Source organism: Chryseobacterium limigenitum, assembly GCF_900114875.1.
Classification (GTDB): Bacteria; Bacteroidota; Bacteroidia; order Flavobacteriales; family Weeksellaceae; genus Chryseobacterium; species Chryseobacterium limigenitum.
This window is the reverse complement of the sequence record NZ_FPKW01000030.1, coordinates 16314-32570: the sequence shown is the minus strand read 5'-3', so window position 1 is coordinate 32570 and position 16257 is coordinate 16314. Positions and strand designations below refer to the sequence as shown.

The window sequence follows — 16257 nt, the reverse complement described above, 5'->3', positions numbered from 1 at the left end:
AAGATGCCTACCGCCTTTTTTAAGATATCACGTTCAAGCTTTGTTTCTTCTAGTTCTTTGCGAAGTCTCAATAACTCTTCCCTTATTGGATCAGAGGATATTTGTTTTTCCTTGCTAAGTTTACCTTCTTTGTGAAGTTTTCGCCAATTAACGAGACTTTCTTTACAGATCCCCAATTCTTCAGCTACCGAGGATACATTGCCTCGCTGCTCACTTAAAGATACTGCTTGGATCTTAAACTCTAGACTGTAATTTTTTCTGATCTTTTTCATACTCTTAAAGATAAAGAGTATAAGAATTGTGTCCTAACAAAGTTAGCAACTCCATGCTCACTAAATCTAAGTTTAAAGACTTCTTTAATAAAAATGTGGCTGCACTTTAAAACAATAAACCCTCGCATTTTTGCGAGGGTTTTCGGTTATTTATAAGGCTTACCTAAATATTCTTTTGGCGGTGGTGGTGGAACTAATTCGTATTCTTTTATAGGATAAAAATATTGCCTTAAATCTCCCTTTGCAATTAATTCTAAATGATTTAAATCTTTTATCTTGTACATAACACCTTTCTGATATTCATTGCCGTCATATATATCTAGATATTTAGCAACATCATTTTGTTTAAGCTTATTTGGATTTTTAATCATTTGAAACTTTGGACGATAAGGTTTGGTTACTATAATTTTACAACAATCCGTATAAAATGTTCCCTCTTTTTTTATCATAAAAGTAGGATTAATGACATTTTCATATGGAACAGCCATAACAATTAATGTGTCATATCGATTAAGAACATAAAAAAGCCCTGTATTTTTTGCGATATCTCTATGAATAATATCTGTACTTTTTAAGACCGTTTTATAGATCTCATCAGAGGTAAAGTAAGGGTTTTTAACTTCTCTTTCACAAGAGTAAATTGTTAATAGTAAAGTTATCAGTATTATATTTTTCATTTTCTTAATGCTCTTAAGTTAATAGTACTTCCAACAGGCATTGGTTTATTTACTCCGGGTCTTCCGGGATAATAACGAGTGTCTCCTGCTGATGTATAATTATATTCCCATAAATGATGTCCTTTATTAGAATACATAAAATGTCGGGGATATGGATAACTTTTATTGTCATTAAAAAGATTATTAATATTTCCTGCAGATGAATAATCTCCTTTATTTGCACTATTAATAGGTGATGGTATTGTTACATCCCCAGGATGACTATGAATTTCAAATGATAGTTTTGAGATGCCCTGATATAAAATACTGCTTGGTGTTCTTTCAGTATTATGCCCCGTCCAAAGAGCATAAGTCATATTATTACCAGTATTATAACCAGCCAATCCCCATTCAACATTTGAATTATTAGCGGCAAATACAAAAACGTTAGCAGCATCTGAAGCATTGGTTGTTCTTGTTCTATTTATGCCCAATGGAAACATTTTTTCTCCGTCACTTCCACTAAGGTAACCATATCGAGTATTATCCGGTATTGCACCTGCTGCTAAATCAGAAATAATACTTCCACTATTCGCACTTGCTTTTGCTACTGTTACACTGTTGCCTTTATCTACTTTACCATTCTTATCAGTTGCATATAAAGTGTCGGATTTATCATTGGTTTCTTTGATCAGCTTAACCTCTCCATTCTTAAGAAGTTTGTAATCATTCTCTACCTGCATTCCATCTGGATCATAGTTAGCAATAGGATCGCCTAAAACATAATTGTACGGACTAAAAGCATGATATTTCTCCGCCATTGGGTCAACCACACCCCATCTCCCAATATCTGCCATATAGAATCTTGCCCCATAATCATACATCCCAGACTCCTGCAACTCTTTTCCGTTGTACTTATACTTATACGCCTTTTTTAAACCTTCGATATGTGAATACGTGTTGATCAAAGTTTTGTCTTAATTCTAATGACGAAAGTAAGTTTATTTCATCAATTATCATAATTTGGAAAGACAAAAAGTTCTCAATTTGAGAACTTTAAAAAACTTTTATTAGTTATTTCTTAATAAATATAAATATCATCAAGGTCTTCAATTACAAATTCAGGTTTATGAGTCTTATCAATTGGTTGATCAAACAATAAAAATGCAGGTACATTCAAAGGACTTACAGAATCCATTACAATCATTTTTTTTGCATAAGACTCCCGAATTTCCATTAAGAGCCTTCCTAAAGCATTTTTACCTTTTAATAAATCCTTATTTACTGGAATAGCTCCCCAAACATTATCTTTCATAGAAAACTCAACAATCGGAGTATTATCTGTACTTAAAAGAAGATTGGAGAATTTCCCAAAATTTTGCAGGAGTTTTATTTGCAAACACCATTTCATGATATCAAACTTAACTACTTCCCAGTCTTGCCTTGAATATTGAATATACTTTCGGCTTATCTCTTTCGCTTCCATCGGATTTGAATGAGATATAATTTCCTCTTGGATTTTTGGAAACAAAGGAAATCTACACGCTTGGTAAAGGATTTCGGTATTGGCAATATTGGTTTCGTTGACAAACAACGAATACCCTGAAGCCATATTGGAAAGCCCACCAAATTCTCCGGTCGTTTTACTGAATGTAATTACTTCCTTCTTATTATACGTTCTTTCACTTATTTTCATTGGTACAAATTAAAACATTTTTTTTGATATTATCCACGATTTGCAACAGGAAAAAGTGGTTTCCAGTCATGTCCTTGCACTTCCCACCAAAATACTAACGGACTATTATTGGGAATATTACGCCACGTAAAGAAATGCGTTCCAAGTCCAAAAGTCTTATATGATGGGTTTATCAACCCCAGTGGTCGCAGGTTTGGTTTTACTTCTCCTTTGATCATGTTAATGATTGAAAGTCCTTTTTGGAGAAGAATATTTTCATAAATAATCCTGTTTTCAGGCGTTGTAAAAAAGCCTTCATCAGCAGGTGTTCCTTCTTTCCTGTACGCATAATCCTCATATTTTTCAGCGGAAAGATTTGCTAAATACGATTTAACATTGGCAGGTTGCTCTTCAGTTGGGAATGCGATATTCAGCGACTGATTATGCCATTTTGCGTGGTTCTGAATTTCGAAATTCCTAAACCACAAAATCCTCTTGTCAATTTTATTTTCAAATGTCTTTAATAATCTAAACTCCTGAAAGGAGCGTCCCCAAGTATGATAACAAAATAGATTTACCGATAATTTATAACTACCATTTATAATATTATCTGCATTTTTTACTCCTTCAAAATTATTTGAGTTTAGCCATTCTAATAAATGTTTACCCACTGTACTTCCTGAAGCTAGAATATCATCAAAGTATACAAAGTTAACTTTCGGATATGTATTGTACTTTAAATAGGATTCACCATATTTTTCATCTAATAAATTTTCGAGAATGCTTAAAATAGCAGGCTGGCTTTTGTGTTCTTCTTGCATACACAAAAACTCAGTGTTGATAAGTAATTCTGTTATACTCGAATAACCAAATTTTCTTTGCAATGCTTTTATATGCCCGTCAATAAAATCTTTTGCCGTTGCTTTTGAAATATAAACCTGTGGCAGTATATAGTTTATTTCGTTGAGCATAAACTCTGCATTTTCTCCGAATTGATCTGCCCAGTTTATTACATGGTCTGCATCCAAAAATATGCCGTCATCATTTCTGTAATCTTTTATCGTTTCAACTATACTATCTGCGATTTCTTTCATGGTAATTTGTAAAGAAAGCAAAATTAATAAATTACAGCGAAGGAAAAAACCGATTAATCAATTCTCTCTGCTGTTCACTATCCGCTTTAAAATATTTTTCGGTCGTACCCGGCCACTTGTGACCCGCTAACTCCTGTACCTTTTCTAACGGCAGTTTTTTATCGTTCAGCCAATTGCAGATCACACTCATCCGAATGGTTTGCGGACAGAGTTTTTTGTCGGGGAACAATCCTTTTAAAGGTTCGATCATTGCTTGTACAGAATCCACACTCATTGGTTTGCCGAGCTTTGTAATGATGAGTTTATCTGTATCGGAGCGTAAAAGTTTCGGGCGTGATTCATTGATGTATTTTGAAAATACCATCATTTGTTTATTGAGCAGTTCAAGCGTCCTGCGGTTCAGATTAGCAGACGCTTTTACATAGACCGTTCCTTCGTCCAGATCAATATTCTTTACCCGAAGGTTGACGATTTCGTCACTAGCTAATCCCTGATAGATAAGCAGGGACAATACCACCGCATTTCGGGAGTCGATAAACTGATAACGGTTTTCACGGTTCAACAGCAGTTGCAGTTCCTCACTCGTAAATAAATCCTGCACCTGAATTGGCTGATTGTGTTTGACTTTGATGTTCAAGAGCTTGCAGGGATGATCGGTTCTGTATCCTGTCATCACCAAATAATCGTAATATTTTTTGATGGCTGAAAGAATGACTACCCTGTAGTGTGGGTTGGATTGCTTTTGGGCAATCTGCTCCATATAGGAAACGATATGTCGGTAGCCATACCGCTTTGCTTTCGGATTCATTTTGAGAAAATGCTCAATGGCAAATAAATAAGTTTTTGCAGTCTGGGGAGCATATTGCTCCAATAAAAACTGTTCAAGAGTTTGCTTTTTCATCATTCTATTATTTAAAAAGGGAGGTTACTTTATTTCGTTTCTTGTTTTTGATGGCATAGATATAGGCGGTATTGATTTCGGTATGTCCTAAAAACCGTCTTATAAATTCTATACCTGCGTGGTTTTCCGCCAAATGGTTGGCGATGCTGTGGCGTAGACAGTGCAAAGTGATTTCTTTTTGCACCAATTCGTAACTGTTTGTCTGCTCAATCATTTTTTTGAGGGTATCATTGAGATGCTCACCCCTCATACGGCTTCCCCTCATATTCACAAAAAAAGCATCCTCAAAATGCTCACTGTTTAATATTCGTTCGTGTCTTTCGTTATGAATATATTTTCGTACTGATTCGATGACGGTATCACTCATAGGAACAACCCGTCTCTTGCTTCCTTTACCTTCCCGAACAATTAATTCTCCTGTAGATAATTGGATATCCCGAACATTCAGGCTTTCCAGTTCGCTTCGTCTGAGTCCGCAACCATAAGCAACCGAGAGTAAGGCACTCTCCAAGTCGTTTTCACAATAGGCATAAACCAATTTAATTTCTTCAACGGTTAAGGTATTTCGGATTTTGGAAGTTTCGCTACCTCCGTAGCTTGGAATATAGAACCCACTGTCAATGGTTCTGTTCTCCAATAAATTTTGCATAAACAAACTCAAAGAATATAAACGGCTTTTGATGGTTTGTTCAGCAAGTGTTCCTTCTCTACGTTTATTGGGACGAGTGATCAGGTATTCATAGTACAGAATCATTTCCGTACTCGTTACCTCTTTAATTTTCGTCACTCCGTTTTCTTCCATCCACATCAGAAATTCGGTAACGGCATTTTGGTGCATCTTACCGCCTCTGCCTAATTTGTAATTTCTTACGGTAATAAAACTGTCAAAATCTTTCAACAGCGTTTGGTAGCTTGGGGTCTGTATTTCCTTCTTCATAGATGGTATTATTTGATAGTAATTTTTTAATTGTGTTTAGTCTCTATATCGTGGTTTTGGCTATTTCTTTGCTTATGCAGAGTGTCCGAAACACCGAACACCAACGGCGTATTGCCCAATTTCAGGGGGCTGTGGTGGTTCTTTGGCGGTTTCATAACTCCTCCAATTGCTGGGTTAGTTCGCTTTTGATTTTGGTGCGGAGTTTCTCTATATCGTCCCAATGGGTAATCAAATATTTGAAGCCTCTGTTGACCGAGCCTTCCACCGCTTGGATATATTCCAGTTCCTGTAGCATCGTGAAATATTTAAAATTGGTGGATTTGCTGATGTTCATCTCCTGACGGATCTCCCTTGCCGTAAAACGGTGGGTTGTTCCTTTGGGTTGCTTTCTGACATAGCTTTTCATTTTTTCAAAGAACTGTCGGGTACTGCCGTCCAGTTCATCTACTTTAATCATAATCGCACTGAAAAATATTTCAACTGCTTTCAGAATATCTTCTTTAGTAGCAATCAGCCTTCCTTTTGAATCTGTTTTCCGTTGGTACTGATGCAGAATCGTAATCTGTGAAACAAAATTTTGAAACTGACTGTTTAACCGTCTTAACATTTTGGCTTCGAGGGGAAGCATTATTTTATCTGCATAAGGATTGACTACGATATAGGATTTTAAAACCCTGATAGAATTTCTTAAGAGTTCCTTAGCCTGCTGTTCCTTATCGGTATCAATCAATCCTGCAATCTTTTGGTTCTGTTGCTTTACGATACGCAGGGTTTGTTCTAAACTTTCATCCACTCCGATCACCACCGAACGGGACATATTATCATAGTAGACTTCTGCTTTGGTGGTAGCGGTCAAACTGGCGAAGTGGCAGTTAACCTGCTTTAGTTTTCCTCTCACGTTTCCGAATTGGTCTTTCGAGACAGTGGAAGAAGTTAAAAACTTTGCCGACTGCATTTCCCTAAAGGCAAATTGGGCTTCTTCATCTAAGCCATCAAAATCCTGTATTAAAATGAGTTTGTTGGTTAATTCCTTATCTTGGTAGTGGTACAAGGACTTTTTGGTGATCCTTGTGGTGTTCATTACATCTTCCTGTGGCATACATTGGGCGATGGAATTTAATAAATGACTTTTACCTTCGCCTGATGTTCCCTGTATTAAGGCGTGGAGTAAGTACGGCATTTTATATCCCGAAGCAATTACAAAGAGCATCATTCGATTATCTTCTTCTCCTATAATTCCGCTCTGCTCCAATAGTGTGTCCATATTTTTCAGGAGGTTCGGTTTGGATAAGAACTCCATCGCATTTTCAGATGCTTTTGGAGTGAGTTCTTTTGCGGAATATTGTTCGCTGATGGGATTGACTTCCGCTTCAAATAATTCTTCACGGTAGACTTCAAGTAAATCCGTCAAGCGAATTAAGTCCGCTTCGAGTGTATTGTAATCCAAGTTTTGTTTTTCCGAAAGCTCCTTACACTGGAATTGTACGTGGGCAAATTCAAAAAGGTCTATTTTCAGACGGTGTTTTCGTTGGGTAGCACGATCGATGATTTGCAAGGAAATTTTCATATTTTGCATTTCCATCGACAGCTTTCCGATGACCAGATACGTTCCTGCTTTCCCTTCAAAACTGAGTTTGTAATCGCTGAGAATTTTTAATCCTTCAGAAGATTTTTGAGAAGAAGCATCGCTTTTTAGAAATTCCGATATTCCTTCCGTTCCGTACTTGAGCCACATTTCGTTGAGGCTGTCTCCATCGGGAAGCTGTAGTTCCCTGATGGGGATTTGCGGTTTTATTTGTTGTACTAGTTGTTGTATGGTTTCCATTGTTTGTATTGTTGCTATCTTTTTATCACAATAATTTCTTCCAGATGTTCTAAACTTTCAATCGCCTCTCTATGTTGGGGAAGCATTTTTCCATTGTGCAGAGCCAAAACGGCTTCCTTATTTTCCAGAGCCTTGCTTTGCAGAAGGCTTGCCCCGTCCAATATCGTAGGAACGATGAAGAGTTTTTTCGTGCTTGGATGCGGATAGCAGGGATACACTCCACGGTCATTGAGGTAGCTTTCCTGTGGGATTGCCATTTTAAATCGGATGGCAAAAAAATTAACGATTACGTTGTGTTCATTGAAAAGCGGGAAAATAATTCCTTTGCGTCCGAATACGGTATAAGCAGTCATATTTTCTTCCCGAACGTTGGCATCGCTTTTAGTCAGAAGTCCCAACTGCTCGTAACGGTTTTTCAGTTCCTGTGGCTGTCGGTGGTGGAGCTGTCCCGAGTTGAAGCCGATGCGGAGTTCGTTAAAATTTATACCGATTTTTTCTAAGAACCTCTTTGCATCAACGGCTTTGGAGCTCCGTATTCCGGTTTCAAAAGACTGGAAAATTTCGGGCAGTCCCCTCAGTTCCCGCTGATGCGTATTTTTTTTGAATAATGCAAGTTTTTCCATGTTATTTTTATGCTATTTATTGGGTTAATCGCCTCATAATCTGACACATGCAACATTAAGCAAACCTTTCGACATAACCTCCAAGAAAGTCCCTGAATGTGAGATGTTTAAGCGTATTTTCGGCTTAATTCTGCGTCAGTCGGAACAGGCGGTTTAACAGCGATACGATCCCGTTAATCAGCCACGTAAATCCCCGAACTACAAACAGAAACAGAGCAATAATAAGTTTCAGGAGGTGTTCAAAAATGACAGGAACGGTACTTTTGATAAACACTACTATATAGTGTACGAGCTTTGCAATCATTTCAAAGACTATAATAAGCAGTTGTTCCAACGCTTCCGCCAGTGCTTTAGGCAAAGCTCCCAAAGGTTTAAGCAGTTTACAGATGACTAAATAAATTAAAGTCAGTATTCCTATTAATATCAGTAGATGGATGAGTTGTTCAGAAAGTTTCATTTTTGCAGTTTTTGGTTGATAGTTGATGGTTTTTGGCTGTCAGTTAATAGTCTTTAGTTTTGCTAATTGCTAATTGCTAATTGCTAATTGCTAATTGCTAATTGCTAATTGCTTTAATACATTCCCAATCGTAAGCGAAGCCAAAAACTCTTGTACCACGGTTTCATTTTGAGCCGTATGGGAAGTTTATTGGAAAAAATCATAATGCCTTCATCCGAAGAAAGCGTGCGGATCTCATCGGCAGTGAGTAACCTGCGAGCAGTCAAACTGCTTTTTTTGGTTTCGTTTGATTCACTGGTAACCGTTGCCATCCCTAATAATCTTGAAATCTGCTCGGAAGAATCTGCATTGAGTCCAGGCAAAACAATTTTAACCTGAAAGTTCGAGAGGATTGTGTTTTCAGCATTGGGATAGTTCTGTTTGAGCTGTTGCAGGTCTTGTAGTGCGCAGGTTAAACTCAAATCGTATTTTCGACTAACTGTGATGAGTGTGGTAAAATCTGGGACATAGACATTTGCAAATTCATCCAAAAATACGTACACCCTTTTTTCATTTTTACCTCGTGGTGCAAGTAGATTATAGAAAATATCTTTTAATAATAAGTTTCTGAGAAAAGCGGTATGTGCTAAATCCCGTTCACTGTTTTGGATATAGAGAATGGTTTTCTGTTTTCGGAGTAAGGAAATATCCAAATCATTTTTGGAAGTGAGCTGTTGGATATAAGAATCGTTTAACGGACTCAGTACTGCTGAAGCCGTAGCGAGTACAGAAGTTCTTAATTTTTCGCTATAATTCTTAAAAGCGGAAAATTTGAGATAGAGTTCATCGTCCATCGAAGATGTGAGTACACCTTCCGCCTGTTCAATATCTGCTGTACACAAATCTACCAAATGATAAAGTGTTTGTAAAGTTTGTTGTTCGGATGGCATTTTCAGAACCGCTTTAATGAGTACAAAGAACAACTGTTCGGTAGAGATCTGCCAGAACGGGTCGTTTCCTTTATCTAAGCCTTGCGCCTGCAATAATACTTTTGAAAATCTTTGTATGTCGCTGTCGGTTTTGAGGAACGCAAGCGGATTGTAATGCAGTCCTTTTGCTCCGTCTTGTGAGAGATTAAAGTGCAGAATTTTATACCCTTTTTTCTCTAAATATTTTGAGGTCAGTTTAAAAAGTTCGCCTGAAGTATCAGTAACGATATAAGAATCAGATTTTGGTTTTAACAGATTGGCAGAAATCCACACCGATTTACCACCACCTGTGGAAGCTAAAATGAGTGTATGGATGGTTTTTGTTCTTGAAATTCTTCGTTTGCCGTCCACCACAATTCCTTTATTCCAACGGGAAAGGATGTCCTGTTCCTCTCTTTTGGTCATAAAACGACTGCTTCCATGTAGAGTTTCATATTGCTGTTCTTTTTCGCCCGATATTAATTTCCATATTTTGTCCATGATATTGGTTTTTAGGGTTATTTTTTATTGGTTTTAGCGTTCTTTATCTTGCTGATTTTCTCGTTGGTTTTCCAATTCTTTGTGTCTGGATTTCAGCTGACGATAAATTGCCGTAAGGTCTTTGGTTTGAAACAGCGTACTAAGCCTGTATTTTTTACCGTTTTGCTTATCCATAATGCCGTGGATGTTGTCTCTGTAGGTATAAAATCCATAACGTGCATCCTGCTCAATGGCTTTTTCAAAGTCATTCGGGGAATGTACTTGGGTGGCAAGGCTTTTCAGATAGTTGATGAGTTCCTGCTTTTCGGTGCTACGCTCGGATTTACCCATCTGAAATTCCTGCTCCGTGGGTTTCATCGTCACTTTGGAAGTTGTAAGTCCCAACGTAAGGTTACGTTTTCCGCTGTAAGCATAGCTGTATTTGATTTCGGGATATTGCAACCTTGTAAATTCTTCCATTTGTACTTGAAGGTTTTTAAGTTCCGCCTTTGATAATCTGAATCCCTTTTTACTGTGATAAGCATTTTGGGAACTGATTAAATGCCAATGATAATGCTCCGTATCGGAATGAACTCTGCCATATACTAAATGGTTTTCGAGGTTTGCTTTTACAATGTATTCCTGTGCTACGCTTTCCAACAATTCGGGAGTAATAACTGCTTTGTCTTTGGCGGAAAAACTTAAAATATGATGGTACATACTGTTTTTGGATTGCGAGCTTCGGTACGTATCATTTTCTAAAAACTCCTTTTCCAATCGCTCCGATGTAGCGTTCTGGGGTACGTTCCAGTACAATTCCTGCCCCTCCGTTTGTCTGTCTATATAACCGATCAGACTTCGGAACGACTTATTTTTCCTTGAAAGAATTTTGATAAGCATAAGAGCGAAATTGATTTGGTTAAGCATACGGCACTGGTTTAGGTTTTCACAAACAATTCAGGGTGGCTTAGGTTTTCTTTAATTAACTCTTCCAACTGATGAAGTTTTTGGTACGCCTCTTCCCACAATTGGTGCGTTAATTCTTTTTTAGAATTTGCAATTCGGGCAATTTGATTGATATTGTTTCCAATTTTTTTAATGGAGATTTGCAGTTCGGAAATAAGCTGTTGATTGGGAATCCACACGGTATCTGAAATATTGCTCAGTACCAATTGCTGACAGAAACTCGAACGGGACAGCCCATAATGCTGGGCTGTTTTGGTTAGCCGTTCGTAGTCTTTTTCTGTGAGGAATAGTTCAATAACCTGATGTTTACTGCGTTTTTGCTTCATGAAATTCCGCACATATTCACGTTTATACTCTGCGTATATCTTTTTACGTTCCGCACCTTGAAGATGCGATAAACCTTTGCCTAATAAATACGTGCGGAAGTTTTCCATGACTACAGTTTTTTCCAATCGATCGTTCCGTTATATTTGCCTAACGTAAAGATGGTGTCAAAATAAAACGGCATGTTCACGTAATATTTTTCGTTCTTCGGATTATTGGGAGTAACCACATCGACAAAGCTGATTTTACTCAAATCAATCTCAGAACTTTGTTGTTGCAGACGTTCAAAGTCTTTAGTGGCTACGTCTACAGCGTATTTTTTATTTGGCATCGCCCATTGCCCCTTGGTAAAATTTCTGAAGCCTGATTCTTGAATTAAATCCGAGTAGATCAAAACGGACGCTTTATCGTAGTCTTTTAAAATCTCGGAAATAGGACTTACAAGTTCCACAATTGCCGTTTCTTGGCTTGGGGGTGTTTTAGCAAACATCGTTGTAATGATCCTCTTTTGGGTAGCCTGCAAGGTTTTGTGGACTTTTTCCTGATACATGACTTCGTCCAGTTCGTCCTGTTTTTTGGTTTTATTTCGGGTGGAAACCTGACGTTTAGGGGCTTTATAGTAGAACCATTTAGCATTTGTCCGGCTGTTGGAGTTGGAATTGATGTCCATCACAACGACATCGGTATTTTCTGCCATATACTGTGCGAGGTAGCCTTTCAGATGTTTGGTTTCCTTTTCCGTATCTGTAGCAGATACGGAAGCGGACTTATCTTTCATCAGAATGATCAATGAACGTTCAGATGCAGTGTTTTCCGTTACCTCTTTGTGACAAGAGGTAAGGTTAAAGATTAATACACTGATTGCGGTAAAAAATAAAATCTTTTTCATGATAAATAAATATTAAAGGTTAATGATTAATTGTTACTGTTAATTTCTTCAGAATGGTGGTATGTTCCGTTGGAGGAGAAAGTTGGTTTAGGTTCTTCTTTGGCAGGTGGGGTGTACAAAATGTCTTTGGTTTCATCGCCTGCCAGTAATTTTTCCACGAACCTTTTTTGACCAAGGAGGTGTAATATTCTGTTGGAAAGATTATCCAGTTCCATGATGACATTTTTTTGAGAGTGGAATTCTGCCTCAATTCTTGGGAGACGGTTTTGTATGCGTCTTATGGCTTTCTGGAGCTTGTAACTAGAAAGGAACAAAATGAAAATACCAAAGCAGATTCCAGAAAATAAAAGGAAGATAAGGGAGCTGAAGGCTATGGTTAATTTACCAATTGTAGCCATCGGACCTTCTTGGAGATGAACCAATTTGGTATTGATCTCATCCACCTTGGTTCCGTTCTCACGAATCGTTTTATCCCGCTCTTCTGCTGTCATATCCTCATCGAGAATTTCAGGATTGTATTCGTATAATTCCTGTTTCTGCATGGTCATTTGACCGTATAATTCATCTTGGTCGAGGGTGTTTTTATACAACAACCCCATGGAAGCTGCATAAGTGAGGGCTAAAATCATGGCAATGGTCATAAACACCGATGAAAACAGCTTTCGGGCAATCTGATTATTATTTTTCGTGAAATGTAAGATGTTACCGTACAAAGCATATCCGATTCCGAAAGAAAGTAACGTTGGGCAAAGCCCTGCTACAAAGCTTTTTACCGGATCGAAATTATAAACCACTGAAAAAATTGCGGAGAATATGAGGATCTCTCCAGCGATAGCGATAAAGTACACCAATGCGACCCAAATAACCTTATCTAAACCGATAAACGACAGTATGTTTTGATTATAGGTCGGCTGTTTCAACGCATCTTTAGAAGTATTGGAAAGGTTTACAGACTCGGCATTTTCTTTGGTTGGGTTGGAATATTGCAAAGCATAATTCTCGCCCGATGCCAAAAGGGTTTCTTCAAATTGTGCCTCAGCTGTATAAAAATCCGGAGCTGAGCCAACTTGGGTATAAATAACTTGTTTGGGTTTGGAATACACAGCAGGAGAAACTTGCTCTTTTTCTACAGAAACTTGTTCCTGTGGGATTTCTGTAGAGGCTACGGTTTCCGTTTGTAGTTGGGTAAGTTCGGCAAAATCAAGTTCAGGTTTTGAAGGATAAATTTTTATTTCTAAATCTGATTTTTTGACGGCTTGGATGTAATTTTGTGATTTGATGCTTTCGGCTTCACTAAAATTAATTTCCGAATCGCTTTGCAGAATTTTTGATTTGGCAATGTTTCCGGCAATGTGATCGTGAACCTCTTGTGAGTAGGTACGGGCAAGATCACTTTTTGCTTGAACTTCCTGTTTTTCTCCTGCAATGTCCAATATTTTATCGTCACCTGTAACGGAGGTTAACCGCATGAAATTTTGGGTTAATTGCTTAAACTGCACTACATTTTTTTCAAAATCCTGTTTTAGGAATTGAAGTTTGCCATTGAGCAACGCTCGTGATTGATGTAATATTTTGAGTATCGACTGGTTGGAGAGGAACTTCATCCACCAACTCCAGAATACTACCAAACGAAGCAAATCCTCGGTGCTATCGCTTATTTTTTCGTTAAGGTCTTTCTTAATGACCTCCATTTTTTCTTTGGAGGGTTTAATAATTTTCTGATTGTGTGTTTCCATTTGTTTTATTTTTTTATATGATTAGACTTTTTTGTGAAATTTTTCTTCAATAATTGATTGAAGCTGACGTGTCGATGGTTGGTAGTTTTATTAAACTACTGAACCGTCTTGGGGTGTGAAATTTTTTGGGTTGGTTTCATATTGATAGGTTTAAAATTTTTAAAATTTTTTTTTGTTGAAGCAAAAGTGAAATTATTTGAAATCAGTACAAGGAAGCATTTGGAAAGATGATTCCATGATTGCGGAAAGATTATTTAGTAGTGTCCGTAAACATAGATGATGAAAAGGATTGTGGAGATTTTCAGTGAACTGTATTTATTTTATAAAAATTTTATACTTTCGTTGGTATACTTATATTGTAACCATGACTACTGAACAAAAGAAAATACAAATTGATGCATTAAGAAATGAAGTGTTATTAAATTACTCAAAGGATGGCTATATAATAGCCCATGAATCTACATTTACAACTAATTTTGAATACAATATCACAGATTTTTATAAACAATCTAAAAAAGGATATTCTAAAGGATTAGAAACAATATCCAGTATTCAATCAACATATAACTCAGATAGCTTCAAAAATGTTTTTTCTGATTTAAAAAAAGAATTTCTATCTTTTGGCGTAATAAAAAGTTTGTATCCTAATGATAAAACTTTTAAAAGTTTTTTAGAAAATAAAACCCCAATTAAAGGAGCTTCCCTTGATTTTTTTTCGGTATGTATAGGACGTAAAGGCTGGAATGATTTTACCATAAATGGGTTAACTGCAAATAATACTAAGGATGATTTAGACTTGTCTTCTCATAATAAACCCATAGAAAATCAGCAACCCAAAATTGTAATAGAAGAAAAGATAAATGATACAAATAAAATACGGCTAGATTTAGATTTTATTGCCAACCATTCTATTAGTCGTTCAGAAGAGTTAATAGATGCTTTTAATGCAGGGCTTCATAATTTTTTTATTAATTGTTTTGAAAATTATGACAAAGATATTTCCGATAAAAAATTCAGTTCAAAGAACACATTTCCTGTACTATTTAAATCATTGCATTTTGATGGGCTATTTTCTTTTGAAACTTTTGACTATATTTTAAAAAGGTTAAAGATTGATAAGCATGAATTAGATAATGAATCATCTCCCTTCGATGATGAAGAAACGAAAACTATTTTTGTTATTGGAAATCTGATAGCCGATAGAATTTTTAATAGAATTGCTATTGATCTTTATGGTGATTCTAAGCATTTATATAATAGAAGAGTAGTAATAGACAATACTATCCTAAGTATTTTAGCGTTGTTGGATGTAGAATATATTTATCTAAACACTTTAGAAAATTATAGTTCAGTTGAACCACTCAAAATATTAAATTTTATATCAGAGTTTAAGGGGGCTATAAGAAAAAAATATCCATATAAGGATACCAATGCAGAAATTGGAAATTTTATAAGTAAAGTATATCTTTTGGGGTTTGAATCAACATTAGAAGAAATTATTAGTTACAGGGAAGGAAATAAATTTGAAGAGGTTGATTTTTTTACATCTCAAATTCAAGAAGTTCATACTTGGAACAATATTGAATATTTTGTCAAACTTGAAAATACAGAGGATCTTGAAAAAATAAAGCAAAAGATAGATCATTCTTTTTTAAGAGATTTTTTTGTTCTAGGAGAATTGATAGCACAAGATTTTGTAGGCTATTTAGCATTTAGTACGGAAACTATTTATGAAACGGAAGAAGAATTTGAGAAGGATATGTCGTCTTACAGGGAACTTAATGAAATAGAAAATCTAACTACGTCGTTAAATTTACAGCATATATATAATTCATATATGCCTAAATTATATTACGAAGATAAAAGATGTAAACTGGAAGGGAACTACAATGTTTTCCTAATGAAAATATTGAAACAAATAAAAAATTTAAATTGAATTCATTTCAATGTACTGAATGAGATTTAATCATAACTAAAATGAATTGACTTTTTTAAATATTTCATTATAAATTAGTTACGTTATATGAGTGAAAAAATAACGTGGCTACACCGACAGCCAATTTGTCGGAAAACAAAAATAAAATTATAATGAAATTTGAAGTTAAAAGTATCAAAATTACTGAAGCGATTCAGTCTATTATTGATTCAGGAGCAGTTCCTATGCTTGAAAAAGAGAACAATAGCATTGAAATTCTTACACCCAATGATGTAAAAGGATTAAAAGTAATTGTACCCTTAGCCAATGCAGACGATGGAAAAGACGATGGTTTTGCATATATCACTATTTCCGATATCGAACCAAATGAATGTCATGGAAATTGGATTTCTTGCAGAGGTAATGATGTATACATTGTTGTCTCATCCGAATTATTCAAAAATTTGCTCATACTAAAAATGTATTCGGAGGGATTTGGAATAATTACTTCGGAGGAATCACCTTTGTAAAAACAACTAAAACTAAATTGGCATGGAATT

Annotated in this window: 17 protein-coding genes; 2 read left to right on the top strand and 15 right to left on the bottom strand. The window is 36.2% G+C overall.

Annotation, left to right across the window (positions count from 1 at the left end; genetic code table 11):
• The 15 genes from BT156_RS20595 to BT156_RS20520 form a co-directional block, all read right to left on the bottom strand.
• A partial coding sequence (locus tag BT156_RS20595; protein WP_027380512.1) for a transposase occupies nt 1–272 on the bottom strand: 272 nt, incomplete at its 3' end.
• 146 nt (nt 273–418) lie between these two features.
• Entirely contained in the window at nt 419–949 is a 531-nt protein-coding gene (locus tag BT156_RS20590; RefSeq protein WP_072412806.1) for a hypothetical protein, read from the bottom strand.
• Nucleotides 946–1896, bottom strand: a complete 951-nt coding sequence (locus BT156_RS22540; RefSeq protein ID WP_170857352.1) for an RHS repeat-associated core domain-containing protein — start codon at nt 1894–1896, stop codon at nt 946–948. The genes BT156_RS20590 and BT156_RS22540 overlap by 4 nt, the downstream gene beginning before the upstream one ends.
• Before the next feature lie 113 nt (nt 1897–2009).
• The gene (locus BT156_RS20575) at nt 2010–2624 is read right to left on the bottom strand and encodes an NADAR family protein (RefSeq protein WP_072412805.1); all 615 of its coding nucleotides are present in this window, start codon (nt 2622–2624) and stop codon (nt 2010–2012) included.
• Between the two features lie 29 nt (nt 2625–2653).
• The gene (locus BT156_RS20570; RefSeq protein ID WP_072412804.1) at nt 2654–3697 is read right to left on the bottom strand and encodes a phosphoribosyltransferase-like protein; all 1044 of its coding nucleotides are present in this window, start codon (nt 3695–3697) and stop codon (nt 2654–2656) included.
• A 31-nt stretch (nt 3698–3728) separates the two neighbouring features.
• On the bottom strand, nt 3729–4598 hold the full coding sequence (locus BT156_RS20565; RefSeq protein ID WP_072412803.1) for a tyrosine-type recombinase/integrase: 870 nt from the start codon (nt 4596–4598) through the stop codon (nt 3729–3731).
• A 7-nt stretch (nt 4599–4605) separates the two neighbouring features.
• Nucleotides 4606–5535: a tyrosine-type recombinase/integrase gene (locus tag BT156_RS20560; RefSeq protein ID WP_072412802.1), complete on the bottom strand. Its 930-nt coding sequence runs from the start codon at nt 5533–5535 to the stop codon at nt 4606–4608.
• A gap of 151 nt (nt 5536–5686) precedes the next feature.
• Nucleotides 5687–7360 (bottom strand): hypothetical protein, encoded by a 1674-nt coding sequence (locus tag BT156_RS20555; RefSeq protein WP_072412801.1) that lies wholly within the window; start codon nt 7358–7360, stop codon nt 5687–5689.
• Nucleotides 7361–7374: 14 nt separating this feature from the next.
• Entirely contained in the window at nt 7375–7983 is a 609-nt protein-coding gene (locus BT156_RS20550) for a hypothetical protein (protein ID WP_228430217.1), read from the bottom strand.
• Nucleotides 7984–8107: 124 nt separating this feature from the next.
• The gene (locus BT156_RS20545; RefSeq protein ID WP_072412800.1) at nt 8108–8440 is read right to left on the bottom strand and encodes a hypothetical protein; all 333 of its coding nucleotides are present in this window, start codon (nt 8438–8440) and stop codon (nt 8108–8110) included.
• A gap of 113 nt (nt 8441–8553) precedes the next feature.
• A complete protein-coding gene (locus tag BT156_RS20540) occupies nt 8554–9888 on the bottom strand; it encodes a type IV secretory system conjugative DNA transfer family protein (protein ID WP_083582427.1) in 1335 nt (444 codons plus the stop codon).
• A gap of 33 nt (nt 9889–9921) precedes the next feature.
• The gene (locus BT156_RS20535) at nt 9922–10794 is read right to left on the bottom strand and encodes a relaxase/mobilization nuclease domain-containing protein (protein ID WP_072412798.1); all 873 of its coding nucleotides are present in this window, start codon (nt 10792–10794) and stop codon (nt 9922–9924) included.
• 11 nt (nt 10795–10805) lie between these two features.
• A complete protein-coding gene (gene mobC, locus BT156_RS20530; RefSeq protein ID WP_139255542.1) occupies nt 10806–11267 on the bottom strand; it encodes a plasmid mobilization relaxosome protein MobC in 462 nt (153 codons plus the stop codon).
• A 2-nt stretch (nt 11268–11269) separates the two neighbouring features.
• Nucleotides 11270–11935, bottom strand: coding sequence for a hypothetical protein (locus BT156_RS20525; protein ID WP_139255541.1), 666 nt, complete (start codon nt 11933–11935; stop codon nt 11270–11272).
• 137 nt (nt 11936–12072) lie between these two features.
• The gene (locus BT156_RS20520; protein ID WP_072412795.1) at nt 12073–13782 is read right to left on the bottom strand and encodes an MFS transporter; all 1710 of its coding nucleotides are present in this window, start codon (nt 13780–13782) and stop codon (nt 12073–12075) included.
• 364 nt (nt 13783–14146) lie between these two features.
• Here BT156_RS20520 and BT156_RS20515 point away from each other — a divergent pair, with 364 nt between their 5' ends.
• Entirely contained in the window at nt 14147–15718 is a 1572-nt protein-coding gene (locus BT156_RS20515) for a hypothetical protein (protein WP_072412794.1), read from the top strand.
• A gap of 152 nt (nt 15719–15870) precedes the next feature.
• Nucleotides 15871–16227, top strand: a complete 357-nt coding sequence (locus tag BT156_RS20510) for a hypothetical protein (RefSeq protein WP_072412793.1) — start codon at nt 15871–15873, stop codon at nt 16225–16227.
• Nucleotides 16228–16257: the final 30 nt, after the last annotated feature.